The organism is Sulfurimonas sp., from assembly GCF_023229105.1.
Taxonomy (GTDB): Bacteria; Campylobacterota; Campylobacteria; order Campylobacterales; family Sulfurimonadaceae; genus Sulfurimonas.
On sequence record NZ_JALNZY010000050.1, the window covers coordinates 1 to 15,714 of the forward strand.

Here is a 15,714-nt window from a genome sequence, read left to right on the forward strand (position 1 = left end):
AGTCCTATAGATTCAACATTTTTATATTCATGCGCCCCTCTATTAGCAGCCTCCATAACTCCAGGTCCGCCACCCGTCATAATATTGAAGTCTCTTTTGGCAAGCATAGAAGACAACTCCTGTGCCTTTTTATAATATTTATTTTGACCCTTGACCTTAGAGCTACCAAACATGGTAACCGTAGGTCCAAGTTCTCCAAGTTCATTAAAACCTTTTACAAAATCCGCAACAATTTTAAAAACACTCCAAACATCCGCTGATTTAATCTCTTTTACATATTTCCTTGTTAAATCATCTTTCTTTTTACGCATATAAATCTACTTTCTATTTTTTATGATCTTAATTGGTTTAATCTCTCTCTTTTTGTACCGATTGTAGTTACCTGAACTCCAAAGTTTCCATCAACAATAACAACTTCTCCCTCAGCAATAACACGGTCATCTACCAATATCTCAAGAGGGTCGTTTGCCAATTGGTTTAACTCTATCACAGAACCTATATCCATGCTTAAAACATCTTTTAAAAGCATCTTTTTCTTTCCGATTCTTACTTTAACCGGTAGTTTTACATCCATAATCAAAGATATATTACTCATCTCTTCACTATTTAAAGAGACAGGTGTTACTGTGTTTTCAGATCCATATGAATCAGATTTTTTTTCGCTTGCTTCTGCTTTAGCTGTTTTGTATATTGCATTTTGTAAATTTTCATCTATTATAAACATAAAAAGAGATTTTAAATTTTCTATTTTAAAATTATATACAAACATTTTACTATAGTTTTCTAGCGACACCTCTTTGTTCTCATCAATATACTCTATCTTTTCTATATTAAAGGAGAGTATAGGGAGCTCTTTTTGTGCAGAGAGTGTATTTGAAATCGCTCCAAATATATTTGAAACTATCTCCTTAGCAGCGTCTAAATCATCTTCGCTGACATCTTCCCTATCACTCCCCTCTTCGCCCATCATCATATCGGACAAAGATGTAACCAGATTTGGTGTTAACGCAACCATAACAAAAGCATTGACACTGCCGCTTACTTTTACATCCAATAGCACTATCGGAGGAATAATACTTGAAATAATGCTAAGTTCTTGCTCCTCTTTTAAGTCAAGAGATGGCGCCTGCCCTATCAATGCCTCAATAGTAGCTACTGTTTCATTTTCAAATAGTTTCATAAAATTACTCATCATCTACTCCTCTTTTACTTTTTTTTTCATACTCGAAATCATCTTCGTTTTTATCTTCATCAGCATTAAAAATAATATCTTTTACACCAGATATTTTTTCCCGCCTAATTGTTTCAAAATTTTCCAATGCACGCTTAACTGCATCTTTTTCCGTATCAATCATCTCTGTAATTTGTATTGATTTTCTAAATCTTCTAAGCCCTATTTTACCGCGAAATCTATCTTTTCCATCAACACAAAGCGTAACAATATCATCTGCCGCATTGTTAAGTCTAACGATATCGCCGTTTTGCAAATCTAAAACATCTCTCAAAGTTAATTCAGTATTTCCCAGCATCGCTTCAATGCCAACTTTTGCACCACCAAGAAGAACTTGGAGTTCCGTATTTCTACTTTTTTTGGTGCTAGTTTCATTTAGCATCAAATCTCTACTAGCAAGTTTTGGTAAAACCGGCTCAAGTGCAATAACCGGATAACAGATATTCATCATGCCTGAACTCTGCCCAATAATGATCTCCATAACTACCATAACAACAATTTCGTTTTGAGCAACAATTTGTACAACATTTGGGCTTGACTCTTTTGACTCAATATTTGGAAAAACATCCATAACAGGTCCCCAAGCCTCTTTAAGAGTTGCCATCATAACCCTTAAAATCGTCTCAAAAAGACTAAGTTCTATATCTGAAAACTCACGACTAGCATCAAAGGGTTCGCCTTTTCCACCTAGTAATCGATCTAACATCGGAAAAGCGATAGAGGGATTTATCTCAATAACACCACTTCCCTCTAAAGGTTTCATGGAAAAAACATTAAAACTTGTCGGATTTGGCAGAGACATTAAAAATTCGCCATAGGTCATCTGATCAACTGAGTGGAGCTGAATCTCAACAATTGAGCGCATGATTGAAGATATCTGAGAAGCCAAAGATCTTGCCATCTTATCATGGATGCCACGAAATGCTCGAAGCTGCTCTTTTGATACCCTGTTTGGTCTTTTAAAATCATAAAGGGTTACCTGTCTTTGTGATACTAATGAGTCTTCTGTCCCCTCAAGTATCTCATCGCCCTCATCATCAACAACATCTAAAAGAGCATCTATCTCTTCTTGTGAAAGTATATCTGCCATGCTAAGCTCCTACACTCTCTTTAATCTTAAAAATAACCGACTTATGGATTTGAGAAATTCTAGATTCTGTAATATCCATAATCTCGCTAATCTCTTTAAGCGTCAACTCTTCAAAATAGTAAAGTTGTATTATCAACTGTTCCCTTTGAGCATACTGACTAAGAACAGTTTTGATGGTCTCAATTAACTCTTCTTTTTCTATATTGGCGATTGACGAGCCTTCATCACCGACTTGCAACTGATCTTCTAAGGGCATAACGGTATAGATTGTTGATGCTATTCTCGCTTCATGTATCTTCTCAACACTCTCAGACAAAATCTCTGCCAACTCCTCATCGCTGGGCTCTTCATTGTGAGTTACCCTGTATTCTTCTACGGCATAGTCTATCGCTTTTACAAGTTTTCTGCTTGCACGGCTAAGAACATCCAAGCTTCTTAGATAATCCAACATAGCCCCATAAACTCTCTTTTTAGCGTATCCCCAAAAGGAGTCATTCAAGCTCTCGTCATATCTTCTTGCTAGTTTAATAAGCTCTTCGGTGCCGATAGCTGAGAGGTCAAGATAATCAATAGAACTAGGGAGTCTCTCTTTGAGCCTAAACGCCATCGCCTTTACGGCAGGCAGATATTGAATCGCCAACTCATCTTCTTTATGTTTAAGATCCTGTGTATAAGCCGAAATCATAAGCTCTTCCTACTTTTCTGGCTATTTGCTTGAACTGCTATATCTGTAATTTTAATAGCGGAATCAATTATTTTTTCTCTTTTGTTTATCTCATTTGCAAAGACATCAAGCCTCTTCTCATGTGACTCTTTTGGAAAAAAGTAGAGTTTTCCGACCGTTGTTCTGTAGTAAAGAGAGACAATTATATGGGAGAAGAGATAAAAAAAGGTAGTTATCAAAAATGTATATACAAACAAACCCTCTGCATCAAATGATTTTAATATACCAAACACTATTCCCATAAAAAAACCCTGGATAGTAAAAAAGTATATAAAATTCTCACCTAACATCAATATCGCCCCAAGTTTAATTTAAAAATGCTTTACTAACCGCTTAAAAAGCCCAGATAATCCGCTTTCGCTAGGCATTACAAGCACATCCCGTTCCAAACCTTTACTTATTGCATTTGCAATAGAGAGGATATCTTTATGAACTACCGAACCCGGATGCAAGACACTAAAAAGAGCCCTTTGTTTTACGGAAGAGGAGACTTTAATATCGCTGTTAATTTTACCTAAGAGCTTTATATTTAACTTCTCTCCTATATTTGCCAAAGCTACTTTTTTAATCTTTTCATATACTGCAACTGCCTCTTTTTCGCTTTTTACCTGATTCATGATTAGATTTATATCATCTCGAAAAGTTGCTATTGTTTTTATAGTTGCATAAGCGTCTGTTATGGCTGCAGGATCTGGAACAGTAACCACGATAACCTCATCTGCTACATCCAAAAACATTCTTATATGCTCTCCTATACCGGCTCCCGTATCAATTATCATAACATCTAGTTTGTCTAAAACTTCAGCCTCGCTCATAAATCTCTCAAAAAGAGCTTTATCGGAGTATTTCAAAATCTCATCGCCGCTCTCTCCGGGAATAAGTATGAGATTTCTTGTTACTGGGATTAAAATATCTGAAACAGTCGCTTCACCTTTGAGAACATGAAGTATATTTTTCTTGATTTTGACATTGAACATAACATCCAAATTCGCAAGTCCTATATCTGCATCAAAGATACCGACATTTAACCCATTTTGAGAAAGAACATAAGCAAGATTTGAGCTAATTGTGCTCTTTCCTACTCCGCCTTTTCCACTAGTAATTGCTATAAAACGGGTTTTTTTAGATTTTTTAGCAGCTGTTTTTGAAACTAGTTCCTCTAGTTTTTGAGCCTGATGCCCTATCATATTTTGCTCCTATTGAAGCCGTTTAATAAGCACTCCACTAAAAAATCACTGCTTGCACACACTAAGTCCTCAGGAACTTCCTGCCCGACGGAGAAGTAACTGATAGGTTTTTTTGTCTCATAAGATAGAGAAAATATATTGCCAAAACCCCTTGTCTCATCTAACTTTGTAAACATGAGTGTATCGACATTAAGCGTTGCAAAATTATCATAAGTTATTTTTAAATCTTCATACTTTATAGAACTTGGCATAACTAAAACCACATCAATGTTGTATTTAACGTCGTTTCCATCAAGGCACTCATAGATTTTCTCTATTTTTGTTCTATCATAAGGGCTTGAACCCATAGTGTCTATAAGAATATAGTCGCAATATCTCAATGAATCAAGTGCACTTGCAAAATCTATAGGATCAACAACAGTCTCAATTCCGAGCTTCATCATTCTAGCATACTGCATGAGCTGCTCAACTGCGCCAATGCGGTAAGTATCTAGCACAACCAAACCTACTTTATACTTCTTTTGCATGAGATACGAATATCTCGCTGCCAATTTTGCCACTGATGTAGTTTTACCAACACCCGTAGGGCCCACCAACATAATGACTTTTTTATTTCCTACCGATGGAGTGCTCTCAAGTCTAATCGGTACCATTTTTCTAAGAACGGTTTGAAAATATCTTTTTATAGTTGCTGAATTTTCCCTCATTCTAAAGGGCATATGTTCTAAAGTCATTCTCATGATGGCATCTAAATGCTCGGCATTCATGCCGCTTTGAGAAGCCAGACGATATATTTCTGCAAACTCAGAGGGAATATGGCTCTCTAGATTAGGAGCTTTTTCATCCCAAAACATATTTTGAATAACTTTAACTTTATCCCCGAGTTTAGCGATTTCAGACTTTATCTCTTTAAGCTCTTTGGGTTCAAACAGCATCTGGGATTTAGTATCTTGATACTCATAAAGTGGTTCTTTTACATCTGCTATCTTAGATATCTGTCTAGCAGCATAGGAGATATCATACAAGACATCGGCACTCTTTTGAGTAAGCGGTCTCTCATCTTTAGATAAATTTTTTGTTTTTTGATATGTTTCATGTGCCAAAGAGTCGCTCTCTATCCCCATGATTATCTCATAAACAGGCTCTCTTGTGAGTGATTTTTTCTGAATCTCTTTTGTGTCTATATGCAGCATCTGACTATAGTTAATATCCATCTTGGCTTTTTTCAATGCTTCTGATGGTGTTCTTCCGGTAAATGTTAAAATCTTCATCTCTGTAAATCCATCAATGGTATCAACACGCTTTCTCTCTCAAACCACTTAGCATGCGGTATTTGAAGTTTTTGTGTCTTCACTACCCTATTATCAAAAAAAATTATATCCAAATCTAATGTCCTTGGAGCATTTGCAAAACTTCTTTTGCGTGCAAATTTTTTCTCTAGCCTCATTAAATAGTCTAAAAAAAACTTGGGCTGCATACTGGTTTTAAGCATCATAACCGCATTAAAAAAATCATCCTGCTTGACAAAACCAAAAGGAGGATTTTTCAAAATCAGTGATGTTTGCAAAAGAGCTACCTGTTTATCTTTTTTGAGATAATTATACAAATGAATAAATCTTCTTTTAACATCCCCAATATTTCCTCCCAATCCTACCGTAGCAATATAACGGTGTGAGCTTTTAGGAGTGTTTTTGTAACTATTGCGTAAATTTTTAAAGGTTTGCAACTCCTTATTTAACTTACGCTTTATATACATAAAATTAATTTCCCCCGGCAGCCTGAGACTGTTGTTTTTGCATCTCTTGAACTGCTTTTATCTCATTCATTATCTGCACCATACCAACCATTGCAAGATGGTATCCAAAGGGACCAAAGCCTACAATAGAAGATGTACAAACAGGAGCAACCATATTCTGTTTTCTAAACTCTTCACGGCGATGAATATTACTAATATGAACTTCAATAGCAGGTAGATTAACAGCTGATATTGCGTCACGAATAGCGATAGATGTGTGTGTATATGCTGCAGGATTTATGATAATACCGTTTGCATCTCCGTAGCACTCTTGAATCTTATCTACAATCTCGCCCTCTAAATTGCTTTGAAAAAACTCTATTTCTAGTCCACTTTGATCTGCAAAATCTTTCATTTGCGCATGTATCTGCTCTAGCTTCATTGCACCATAAACTTGCTGCTCTCTCACACCCAACATATTTAAGTTTGGTCCTTGAATCACTACTATTTTCATTTTCTGCCTTTTTGCTTAATGCTTAGTATTTTTAAGGAGCAATTTTATCTAAATTAAGCATAATCTATTTTAAATTTAGACAAAAAGATAAAATATGCAGATAATAACTCCAGATTACATACTAACGCCAAATACACTGCTCACAAACATGTCAGTAGCATTTGATACGACAATAAAAAAAATAGCTCCGCTAGAAGATTTAAAAAAAGAGTTCGCTGATGCAGTTGTAACAAAGCTCAAAAAAAACTCTCTTTTGATGCCCGGACTTATCAACGCTCATGTGCATCTAGAGTTTAGCGCAAACAAAACTCAGCTCTCTTATGGAGACTTTATTAGCTGGCTCTACAGCGTCATTGAAAACCGCGAGGAACTCATAAACGGCTGCGATGAGAGCTGTATAGCAAAAGCTATTGACTCTATGTTAGAGTCGGGAATCACAACTTTTGGAGCGATAAGTTCACATGGTATGGATTTACAAGCTTGTGCAAATGCTCCGCAAAATGTTGTTTTCTTTAATGAACTCATCGGCTCGCAAGCAACGATGGCTGATGCTCTTTTTACAGATTTTCTAGCTCGCCTTGATGTTTCAAAAAGTATAAAAAGAGAGGGGTTTTACCCTGGGGTTGCTATTCATTCGCCCTACTCTGTTCACCCGATTTTAATCAAAAAAGCACTCCAAATCGTAAAAAATGAAAATCTTAAACTCACCGCTCATTTCATGGAGAGTAGTGCAGAGAGAGAGTGGCTTGACAAAAGTGAGGGGGATTTTAAAGATTTTTTTGAAAATTTACTAAAACAGAAGAGTTCACTTAGCAGCTCTGGCGAATTTTTGGAATATTTTAATGGCTATGAAACACTCTTAACCCATGTTGTACAAGCAAATAAACAGGATCTTCAAACACTATCCTCAAACAAGCATACAGTTATACACTGCCCAATCTCAAACAGACTTCTTGGCAATGGTGCGCTTGATTTAAAAAAACTCCAAAAGCATAATATTAGATGGATATGTGCGACAGACGGGCTTAGCTCAAACTATAAACTTGACCTCTTTGAGGAGATGAAATGTGCCCTTTTTATGCACTCAGACATGCCGCTTTTAGAGTTGGCACAGAGGCTTATAAGAAGTGCAACAAAAGACGCGGCAGATGCTTTAGGCATTAACAGCGGCGAGATAGCCCAGGGCAAAAATGCCGATATGATAGTGCTGGATTTGGAAGGTAAACCAAACGATGAGTTAGCTATCCATTTAATACTTCATAGATATAATATCTCAAAAGTTTACATCAACGGAAAAGTAAAAAAAGGCACCTAATGCAATTCATTAAAAAAATATTTTCTCCCATCTTAGTTACCATGAAGTTTATTCAAGAGCATTTCAAAGCTATGCTCTTTTTGCTTATACTTTTTTTAATATTTGCACCGCAAAGCAAAGAGGATTTAAAACCGCACAACCTTGAACAAATCAATCTTGCAGGTCCCATTATGGAAGTTTCAGAAGTTGTAAATCAGATAAATGAAGCAGCTTCTAACAAGTTTGTAAAAGGTATTTTGCTAAATATTGATTCGCCCGGCGGAGCAGTTGCGCCTTCTATTGAAGTTGCTTATGCTATAAAAAGGGCAAAAGAGAAAAAGCCCGTTGTTGTTTATGCCAGCGGAACTTTGGCAAGCGGGAGCTACTATGCTAGCATCTGGGCAAATGAGATAGTTGCAAACCCGGGTTCAATGATAGGAAGCATCGGCGTTATTATGCAAGGAGCCGATATAAGCGAACTGATGAGCAAGATAGGTGTAAAATCTCAAAGCATACAAGCCGGGAAATATAAAAAAGTGGGTGCACCAGACAGAAAATGGAGCGACTTTGAGGTAGAAGAGTTAAACAAAGTTATACAAGGAACTTACGACCTCTTTACTACCGATGTGGCAGATGCTAGGGGTTTAGATATTAAAAAAAGAGACACCTTTGCAAATGCACATATTTTTACGGCTAAACAGGCTAAAGAAGTTGGTTTGATAGACACTATCGGTGTTGAATATGATGCCAAAAACAAGCTAGCCAAACTAAGCGCAGTAGATGAGCAGGTTTGGAACAAAGAGGACAGATTTGAGAAGCTTATGAAGAAATTCTCAGCACAAACTGCAGTTACTCTTCATACATATTTTCCAACTCTTGTCATGAAATAAAAATACTATTTTGCTCTCTCAAGCGAGAGCAAAAACTCTTTTCTCCACACTCCTCCCGTATATCCTCCAATACTCCCATCCGATGAGATAACTCGGTGACAAGGGATAAGAATCGAGATAGGATTTTTTCCATTTGCGTTTGCAACTGCTCTTATCGCTTTTGGATTGCCAAATATTTTAGCCTCTTGCGTATATGAAATTGTTTCGCCGTATGGTATCTCTAGAAGTGTATTCCAGACACCCTTTTGAAACTCTGTTCCCACGGGAGAGAGCGGGAGAGTAAACTCTTTTCTTTTCCCCTTAAAATACTCAAAAATCTCCTCTTCAAGCCTAAGCAAAAGAGGATGTGAAGCGTTAGTCGTTTGATATGCTTTAACATCTTCTATAAAATCAAGATAGATAATCGCCCTCTCATCTGCCATAGCAATCATGGCACCAATAGGAGTAGTAATAATACGGCTAGAGTGTAAATTTTGCATAAAGGTTATTTACTTCTCATCTTTTTTGGGTTTTTTTCTAAATAAGTAGTATTTTTCTCTCTCAAGTAGATCCTCCACATAGGATAATTCGGCTTTTTTTATACTTTTCCAGATGCCAGAGGGAAGTCTTACTTGAAGCTTTTTCTTCTCTTTTAGCTTTATAATCTTTTCAATGGAGAGTATTTTTGAAGCTGGGGAGAAATCTACATCGGTTAAGTCTATGTCATTTTTATAAAAAAGCGTCTGCTTTGTAAAGTGTCCCCATCCAGAAATCCCATCCTCAGTATAAGGAACTTCATAATCGTTTTTAAAATTTACCATTATTTTATAGTGGCTATCATCAAAGATTTGAGATACTTCTCCAGCTCCAAACACTAGTCCGTATACACTATCTCCGACTTTAACGTTATCAAAATACGCCATAACTACTCCTATGTTATTTTTACAAAGAAGTATAATATAGGATGATTACTAAATAATTACACGCCTTAAACAACAACCTTAACAACGCTTGACATGTTCTCAAAAATTCTTTTTACTCTATCTTGCCAAAGATCTCCAAACTCTTTTATCTCTGCCTGATTTGCCATGCCGCCCATCATTTTTTGCATTAGCTGCTGCATCTTAGGGTTCCCACTTACTGATGATGGGTCATAATAGACATTCACACTCTTGTTATTATCTACTCTTGTAAACTTAACAGAAGAGCTGATATCTGCATCAAAATGCATCAAAGAGTGACGAGCAAATTTACCGCCTAACCCCTTAAATCCGCTCTTGTCCGTAGCTCCCGTAATTTGAGAGATTACATTGCTTATAACACCTGCTACGCCATCTTCAAGCGACTCTTTAAACTCAACCTTTATCTCGCCTCTTACCGCAGGTTTATCTTGATAGAGAACTTTAAGCCCTGTATATGCCGTTATATAAGCACCTGCTACAGTAGGACAACTGTGCCCGGCAGCTTTTACTACCTCAAGATAGTTAAACTCATAAATGCCATCTTCAAATGCGCCTAAAATCTTAGCTAATGGATCTACAACCTTAATAGTATCTATGCTATCAAAAAAATCCGGATATTTCATTTTCAAACCTTTTTTAATCTGTTTTTTGTAAGCACTTTTGCGCTTATTGTTACTCTATCGCTCATTAAATCAAAAACTTCATCAACCTTCAAGGAGGCTATATCAATAACTTTAGCATCTTTAGAAATCTGCGCAAAACCTTTTTTGCTCTTTAGTTTTGGATTGTTTGATTCTAGCATTTTTTGCAGGGTTGTCACTTGATTTTGGGCAATATTGATTCTACTACTAATTACATGCGGAAATCTTATTTTAATGGATTGTATCTCTTTAAAAAAGCTCTGCATTTTAAACGAGATAGTTTGATTATAGGAGTTTTGCAGCTGTTTTACATCTTCGATTTTTTGAGTTATCTTCTTCTTGATGGAGTGTCCTGCATATAAATTTATCAGATGCGTCAACTCTTGTTTGGAGTTATAGATTTTTTGCATAACTCTTTGTATATATTGTGCTTCTAGGGAGTCGAGGTATTGGTAGAGTTCATGACTATCAGGCAGTACCATCTGCATAGCGGCACTTGGAGTCGGTGCTCTTAAATCTGCTACAAAATCGCTTATTACCCAATCTATCTCATGTCCTACAGCAGAGACAATAGGAGTTTTTGCTCTAAATATAGCATCAGCAACACTCTCCTCGTTAAAGGCCCATAAATCTTCTATGCTTCCACCTCCACGACCTGTTATAATAAGGTCATACCCCTTTGTATCCACTCTGTCTAGGGCTTTTACAATAGAGGGTGCGGCATTATCGCCTTGGACTAAAACATCATAAATATCAATCTCTATTGCTCTATATCTGCTACTAGCAATACGAAGCATATCGGCAAGTGCAGCTCCCGTTGCAGATGTTATAAGGGCAATTTTTTTTGGAAATTTTGGGAGCTCTTTTTTTCTTGCGGTGTCAAAATAGCCCTTAATAGAGAGTCTGTTTTTCAACTGTTCATAAGCTAGAGCCAAAGCCCCATGCCCTGAGGGCTGAATTGAGAAACAGTTTATTTGGTATTCGCCACGCGGCTTATAGAGCGTTATGGCTCCATCAAGAATAACCTTCAATCCCTCTTGTAACTCAAACTTCAATTTTGAGGCGTTTCCCCTGAACATAACCGCTTTTATCGAAGATGATGCATCTTTGAGAGTGAAGTAGATGTGTCCGCTGTTGTGAACAGTTACGCGAGAGAGCTCTCCCTCAACGAGAACTCGCTCAAAGGTGCTCTCAAGAACTGTTTTAATCTGCTCGTTTAACGAGGAGACGCTTAACGTTTGCAACGGCAGTGCCTATTTTTTTCTAGCTATTAAAAGAGTTGATATATCCATGGAGAAGCTTTTTGTATATACAATCTCAAAACCTGCATTCTCAAGCTCATTTTTCATATTCTCAACAGTAGAAAAATCCTCTATTGAGTTTGGCAGATACTCATACGCTTCTAAATTTTTTGAGATAAAACCACCCACTTTAGGCAGAATATTATTCATATAAAAGTCTCTTATTTTGCCCAAAAGCGATGGATTTTCATTTTTCATAAACTCTAAGATAACCACAAGACCACCCTCTTTTAAAACCCTGTTAAACTCTTTTAGGGCGGCTTCTCTCTCAACTACATTTCGTATTCCGTAGGTGATGCTTAATATATCTACTGTTTTATCTTTTATGGGAATCTCAGTAGCCTTTGCTATATGATAGTTAAACTTAGGAAACTTCTCTCTTGCCACATTTACCATGCCGTTTGATGGATCAACACCTACTATTTCGCCAATATTTATACTGTTTGCTTTGGACCTTTTTTTCCAAAAATCCATCATATCACCAGTTCCACAAGCAACATCAACAATCTTATCAATAGACTCTTTTGCATAAAACTCATAAGCCAAGTCACAAGCTTTGCGTCTCCAGCTCTTATCGACTCCCATACTCATGACACGATTTGCGGTATCGTAAGTAGGTGCGATATTGTCAAACATCGATACGATTTTTTCTTGTTTTTCCATTCTACTTATTTCCTCTGTTATTTGCTTGCTTCATCCACATAATTATATCTTGCTCATCTTTTTGTACATTTAAAATTTCAAACTTCATATTAGTGCTCTTAAAATTGCTATTTCCACCTATTTGCAAAGACAAAAAACATAGATAGTAATCAACAATATCCCTTGAGAGCTCAAACATTGTTTCTCCGCCTTCAATCATTATGTTTTTATAGTTTTGTAAAAATGAAAAGTTATCGCTTATAGTAACTTTTCTACCCTCAACGCCAAAAAGTGGAATAGATTTGTCAAACTCCTTACTCCTTGAAAATATTAAAATATCAGGAGCCTTGCCATTTACCATTCTTGCATCAAGAGTCGGTCTATCAACTCTTACCGAATTACCTCCGATAACAAGCAAGTCACACGCATCTCTCATTGCATGAACTTTTGTTCTAGAGGTTGTTGAACTGATGATGCCCTCATCGATTGTGCCGTTTAACCTCTGCGCCCATTTAAAAAAAACAAATCTATTTTCTCTCCACAAGCTAAATGGAAAGAGTAGTCGGCTGCAATCTTCTACCAAAATATTCTCTTTGAGTTCTACTCCGGCTTTTTTAGCTATTTCTGCTCCGCCTGAAGCCACTTCACTTAAATCTTGTGACCCGATGTAGAGTTTTTTTATTTTTAGTTTAGAGATAAGCGATGCGCATGAGGGAGTTTTGCCCACATGCGAACATGGTTCAAGGGTACTAAAGAGAGTTATATTATAAAAGCAGTTATTATGATTTTCTAAAAGATATGTGTGTATTTTGGATGATTCATCAAGATCTAAAATTTTCGAATCGTTTGTAAGTTTAAAATAGGCAGATTTTAGTGCCTCAACTTCAGCATGAGGAGCACCTGCTTTTTTATGAGCCTCAACGGCTAAAATTGCACCCTTTTGAGATACAATAGTACAACCAACAGCAGGATTTGGGTATGTTAAACCCTGATACTTCCATGCCTCATCCAAGGCCAACTTCATGTAAAAGTGAGTATCTATTACCATTCAAAGTAGGTTTTCGCTTTTGAAATATCAGAAAAATCCACTACAATCTCTTCGCTATTAGCATCTAAGAAAATTTTAGAACCTTCAACTCTAAGCACAATCCCTTTGAATTTCTCTTTTGATTTTAACACAATGGTAGCAGCTTCTCCTACGGAGAGTTCAAACTGCTTAATTGTTGTGATTTTTCTCTCAATTCCCGGGCTTCCAACCTCAAGTCTATAATCTCCTGAAACAGGCGGCGATACATCTAAAAGAGGTGAGATAAGATGTGTTAAGTTAACACACTCATCCAAACTAACGTTTTTTCTTTTTTCATTCTCTATCTCATTTGAGATAATGCTGATTCTGTAAATCAAATCCTCCCCATCATTAAGGGTAGAGATATCATAAAGTTCTAATCCTACAGATTTTACAAGCGATTCTATATCTTTTTCTAAACTCATTAGTAGCCTCTCTTAATCTTTGGCTATTTTTTTAAACAGCTCTTCAATATTTTGAACTTTTTTCAACTGCTCATCAAACTCAAATGTAAGGCTAGGAGAGCGAAACCAGCCCTGTTCTTTCATACAAAACGTCTCTATAATAGGTCTTGCTTTTTTGAGTAAGTTTAAAAAATCACTCTTTTCCTGCGCAGTAAAAGAAACGGGATCAATATATACTTTTGCATCGCTTCTTCCTCGTGAACACTTTATATCTATAATATTAAGCTGATGGAGCCTCTTATCGTTTAAAGAACCAAGAGCCTCTGGAATCAGCTCAAGAAGAAGTGATTCTGTTCTTTTGAGTTTTATCTGAGCTTCTGTCACAGAGAAACTTTTTGTTCAATTTTTTTGAATGTTTCAATGACATCTCCGACTATAACATCATCATAGCCTTTAATCATAACACCACACTCATAACCATTGCCAATCTCTTCTACATCATCTTTAAAGCGTTTAAGTGAAGTAAGATCACCCTCATGGATAACAACTCCCTCACGGATAACACGAACTAAACCACCGCGAATAAGCTTGCCCTCAACAACAACACATCCTGCAACCATGCCTTTTGGTGCTTTAAATGTATTTCTAACCTCTGCTTGACCAGTGTTAATCTCTGAAAACTTAGGTGCCATCATGCCTGTTAACATACCAGTCATATCATCAAGAAGTTGATAAATAATTGAGTATGTTTTAATCTCAACATTTTTCTGTTTAGCAAGCGCCTTAACACTACCTGTTGGACGAACGTTAAATCCAAGCAGCACGCAGTTTTCGCTGTTTGCAACAAGTTCAACATCATTTTCAGTAATTCCGCCGACACCCGAGGAGATGATGTTTATTTTAACTTCCTCGTTTCTAAGTTCATTTAGTGCACTTCTAATTGCTTCTAGTGAACCATGAACATCTGTTTTAAGAACAACTTTAAGAGACTTTAGTCTTCCCTCTGCAATCATGCTCGTCATATCTTCTAAAGTAGATTTTGTACTATGAGAAAGCTCTTTGTGTCTATCATATTCATGACGTTTTTGAGCGTACTCTCTTGCTTCTTTGTCACTGCTCATAGCCATCATGACTTCTCCAGAAGATGGAACCTCATTTAACCCTACAACAACCGCAGTATGACTTGGTTTTATATTATCGATTTGTTTTTTGTTTTCATCTATCAGAGCTTTTACGCGCCCAAAAGAGCTACCACACACAACATAATCACCAACGCTTAAAGTTCCATTTTGTACAATTACAGTTGCAACAGGTCCGCGCCCTTTTTCAAGCGATGACTCAACAACAGCAGCTTTTGCCATAGCATTTTCATTTGCTTTTAACTCTAAAACTTCGGCAGTAAGAAGAATATTTTCAAGTAATTCATCTATCCCCATTCCTGATTTTGCAGACATTGGAACAAACTCTATATCTCCGCCCCAATCAACAGGATTAAGTCCGCGCTCAGCCATCTGCCCTTTTACCATATCTGGATTAGCACTCTCTTTGTCCATTTTATTTAGGGCAACAATAACAGGAGCACCGGACTCTTTAGCCAGCTTTATAACCTCTTCTGTTTGAGGCTTAACTCCATCATCGGCTGCTACAACTATAATAATGATATCTGTAACATCCGTACCTCTTTGGCGCATTTGAGAAAATGCTGCGTGACCGGGAGTATCTATAAAGGTTATCGCTTCACCTTGATGCTCTATTGTGTAAGCACCGATATGCTGTGTAATACCACCCGCCTCATCTTGAGAGACTTTTGCTTTTCTAATTGCATCTAAGAGTGAAGTTTTACCGTGGTCAACATGCCCCATAATTGTAATTACAGGAGGTCTTTTCGTGGCATTTTCATCAATCTCTTGCGCCATATCTTCTTCGTAGTTAAAAGCATCTTTAGGATCTACAATAGTAACTTCCACACCAAACTCTTCAGATAAAATCTCAATCTCGTCATGTCCTAAAAAGTCATTTTTAGTCATCATTAAACCAAGGCTAAATAGAACCTT

General features: G+C 36.9%; 19 protein-coding genes and 1 pseudogene. 2 read left to right on the forward strand and 18 right to left on the reverse strand.

Annotated features, from left to right (window positions below; all coding sequences use genetic code 11):
• The 9 genes and pseudogenes from M0Q17_RS07600 to aroQ form a co-directional block, all read right to left on the reverse strand.
• Positions 1 to 311, reverse strand: a pseudogene (locus tag M0Q17_RS07600) (TIGR00730 family Rossman fold protein); the annotation flags it as partial.
• A gap of 20 nt (positions 312 to 331) precedes the next feature.
• Complete coding sequence (fliY, locus tag M0Q17_RS07605; RefSeq protein WP_295085429.1) at positions 332 to 1,192, reverse strand: flagellar motor switch protein FliY; 861 nt, start codon at positions 1,190 to 1,192, stop codon at positions 332 to 334.
• Complete coding sequence (gene fliM, locus M0Q17_RS07610) at positions 1,185 to 2,321, reverse strand: flagellar motor switch protein FliM (protein ID WP_295085432.1); 1,137 nt, start codon at positions 2,319 to 2,321, stop codon at positions 1,185 to 1,187. The genes fliY and fliM overlap by 8 nt, the downstream gene beginning before the upstream one ends.
• Before the next feature lies 1 nt (position 2,322).
• On the reverse strand, positions 2,323 to 3,006 hold the full coding sequence (locus tag M0Q17_RS07615) for an RNA polymerase sigma factor FliA (RefSeq protein WP_295085434.1): 684 nt from the start codon (positions 3,004 to 3,006) through the stop codon (positions 2,323 to 2,325).
• On the reverse strand, positions 3,003 to 3,287 hold the full coding sequence (locus M0Q17_RS07620) for a hypothetical protein (protein ID WP_295085436.1): 285 nt from the start codon (positions 3,285 to 3,287) through the stop codon (positions 3,003 to 3,005). Before M0Q17_RS07620 ends, M0Q17_RS07615 begins: the two co-directional genes overlap by 4 nt.
• A gap of 69 nt (positions 3,288 to 3,356) precedes the next feature.
• Positions 3,357 to 4,232, reverse strand: coding sequence for a P-loop NTPase (locus M0Q17_RS07625; protein ID WP_295085439.1), 876 nt, complete (start codon positions 4,230 to 4,232; stop codon positions 3,357 to 3,359).
• Positions 4,229 to 5,503 carry a flagellar biosynthesis protein FlhF gene (flhF, locus tag M0Q17_RS07630; RefSeq protein WP_295085441.1) on the reverse strand — a complete coding sequence of 425 codons (1,275 nt, stop codon included), beginning with the start codon at positions 5,501 to 5,503 and terminating at the stop codon, positions 4,229 to 4,231. Before flhF ends, M0Q17_RS07625 begins: the two co-directional genes overlap by 4 nt.
• Positions 5,500 to 5,988: a 2-amino-4-hydroxy-6-hydroxymethyldihydropteridine diphosphokinase gene (gene folK, locus M0Q17_RS07635; RefSeq protein ID WP_295085443.1), complete on the reverse strand. Its 489-nt coding sequence runs from the start codon at positions 5,986 to 5,988 to the stop codon at positions 5,500 to 5,502. Before folK ends, flhF begins: the two co-directional genes overlap by 4 nt.
• Positions 5,989 to 5,992: 4 nt before the next feature.
• Entirely contained in the window at positions 5,993 to 6,481 is a 489-nt protein-coding gene (gene aroQ, locus M0Q17_RS07640) for a type II 3-dehydroquinate dehydratase (RefSeq protein ID WP_295085446.1), read from the reverse strand.
• Positions 6,482 to 6,575: 94 nt separating this feature from the next.
• Between aroQ and M0Q17_RS07645 the strand changes: the two genes are divergently transcribed.
• Both M0Q17_RS07645 and sppA read left to right on the forward strand, forming a co-directional pair.
• A complete protein-coding gene (locus tag M0Q17_RS07645; protein WP_295085449.1) occupies positions 6,576 to 7,796 on the forward strand; it encodes a metal-dependent hydrolase in 1,221 nt (406 codons plus the stop codon).
• On the forward strand, positions 7,796 to 8,665 hold the full coding sequence (sppA, locus tag M0Q17_RS07650; protein ID WP_295085450.1) for a signal peptide peptidase SppA: 870 nt from the start codon (positions 7,796 to 7,798) through the stop codon (positions 8,663 to 8,665). Before M0Q17_RS07645 ends, sppA begins: the two co-directional genes overlap by 1 nt.
• A 5-nt stretch (positions 8,666 to 8,670) precedes the next feature.
• On the opposite strand, the gene M0Q17_RS07655 is transcribed toward sppA, so the two are convergent.
• The 9 genes from M0Q17_RS07655 to infB form a co-directional block, all read right to left on the reverse strand.
• Positions 8,671 to 9,144, reverse strand: a complete 474-nt coding sequence (locus tag M0Q17_RS07655) for a methylated-DNA--[protein]-cysteine S-methyltransferase (RefSeq protein WP_295085452.1) — start codon at positions 9,142 to 9,144, stop codon at positions 8,671 to 8,673.
• A 9-nt stretch (positions 9,145 to 9,153) separates the two neighbouring features.
• The gene (locus tag M0Q17_RS07660) at positions 9,154 to 9,567 is read right to left on the reverse strand and encodes a hypothetical protein (RefSeq protein WP_295085454.1); all 414 of its coding nucleotides are present in this window, start codon (positions 9,565 to 9,567) and stop codon (positions 9,154 to 9,156) included.
• Positions 9,568 to 9,632: 65 nt separating this feature from the next.
• Entirely contained in the window at positions 9,633 to 10,229 is a 597-nt protein-coding gene (locus M0Q17_RS07665) for an FmdE family protein (protein WP_295085455.1), read from the reverse strand.
• 2 nt (positions 10,230 to 10,231) lie between these two features.
• Complete coding sequence (gene xseA, locus M0Q17_RS07670) at positions 10,232 to 11,491, reverse strand: exodeoxyribonuclease VII large subunit (RefSeq protein WP_295085457.1); 1,260 nt, start codon at positions 11,489 to 11,491, stop codon at positions 10,232 to 10,234.
• 9 nt (positions 11,492 to 11,500) lie between these two features.
• Positions 11,501 to 12,211, reverse strand: a complete 711-nt coding sequence (ubiE, locus tag M0Q17_RS07675) for a bifunctional demethylmenaquinone methyltransferase/2-methoxy-6-polyprenyl-1,4-benzoquinol methylase UbiE (RefSeq protein ID WP_295085459.1) — start codon at positions 12,209 to 12,211, stop codon at positions 11,501 to 11,503.
• Position 12,212: 1 nt separating this feature from the next.
• A complete protein-coding gene (gene ribD, locus M0Q17_RS07680) occupies positions 12,213 to 13,238 on the reverse strand; it encodes a bifunctional diaminohydroxyphosphoribosylaminopyrimidine deaminase/5-amino-6-(5-phosphoribosylamino)uracil reductase RibD (protein WP_295085460.1) in 1,026 nt (341 codons plus the stop codon).
• Positions 13,232 to 13,681 (reverse strand): ribosome maturation factor, encoded by a 450-nt coding sequence (locus M0Q17_RS07685; RefSeq protein ID WP_295085462.1) that lies wholly within the window; start codon positions 13,679 to 13,681, stop codon positions 13,232 to 13,234. The genes ribD and M0Q17_RS07685 overlap by 7 nt, the downstream gene beginning before the upstream one ends.
• Before the next feature lie 12 nt (positions 13,682 to 13,693).
• Positions 13,694 to 14,044, reverse strand: a complete 351-nt coding sequence (gene rbfA, locus M0Q17_RS07690; RefSeq protein WP_295085464.1) for a 30S ribosome-binding factor RbfA — start codon at positions 14,042 to 14,044, stop codon at positions 13,694 to 13,696.
• On the reverse strand, positions 14,041 to 15,714 hold a 1,674-nt coding region (gene infB / locus M0Q17_RS07695; protein WP_295085467.1), incomplete at its 5' end, for a translation initiation factor IF-2. The genes rbfA and infB, both read right to left, overlap by 4 nt.

Coding starts and splice junctions, on each gene's coding strand:
- M0Q17_RS07660 (WP_295085454.1), bottom strand. CDS start 9,567: ATGGCGTATTTTGATAACGTTAAAGTCGGAGATAGTGTATACGGACTA.
- ubiE (WP_295085459.1), bottom strand. CDS start 12,211: ATGGAAAAACAAGAAAAAATCGTATCGATGTTTGACAATATCGCACCT.
- M0Q17_RS07665 (WP_295085455.1), bottom strand. CDS start 10,229: ATGAAATATCCGGATTTTTTTGATAGCATAGATACTATTAAGGTTGTA.
- fliM (WP_295085432.1), bottom strand. CDS start 2,321: ATGGCAGATATACTTTCACAAGAAGAGATAGATGCTCTTTTAGATGTT.
- folK (WP_295085443.1), bottom strand. CDS start 5,988: ATGTATATAAAGCGTAAGTTAAATAAGGAGTTGCAAACCTTTAAAAAT.
- M0Q17_RS07620 (WP_295085436.1), bottom strand. CDS start 3,287: ATGGGAATAGTGTTTGGTATATTAAAATCATTTGATGCAGAGGGTTTG.
- aroQ (WP_295085446.1), bottom strand. CDS start 6,481: ATGAAAATAGTAGTGATTCAAGGACCAAACTTAAATATGTTGGGTGTG.
- M0Q17_RS07655 (WP_295085452.1), bottom strand. CDS start 9,144: ATGCAAAATTTACACTCTAGCCGTATTATTACTACTCCTATTGGTGCC.
- M0Q17_RS07625 (WP_295085439.1), bottom strand. CDS start 4,232: ATGATAGGGCATCAGGCTCAAAAACTAGAGGAACTAGTTTCAAAAACA.
- ribD (WP_295085460.1), bottom strand. CDS start 13,238: ATGGTAATAGATACTCACTTTTACATGAAGTTGGCCTTGGATGAGGCA.
- sppA (WP_295085450.1), top strand. CDS start 7,796: ATGCAATTCATTAAAAAAATATTTTCTCCCATCTTAGTTACCATGAAG.
- M0Q17_RS07685 (WP_295085462.1), bottom strand. CDS start 13,681: ATGAGTTTAGAAAAAGATATAGAATCGCTTGTAAAATCTGTAGGATTA.
- fliY (WP_295085429.1), bottom strand. CDS start 1,192: ATGAGTAATTTTATGAAACTATTTGAAAATGAAACAGTAGCTACTATT.
- M0Q17_RS07645 (WP_295085449.1), top strand. CDS start 6,576: ATGCAGATAATAACTCCAGATTACATACTAACGCCAAATACACTGCTC.
- flhF (WP_295085441.1), bottom strand. CDS start 5,503: ATGAAGATTTTAACATTTACCGGAAGAACACCATCAGAAGCATTGAAA.
- M0Q17_RS07615 (WP_295085434.1), bottom strand. CDS start 3,006: ATGATTTCGGCTTATACACAGGATCTTAAACATAAAGAAGATGAGTTG.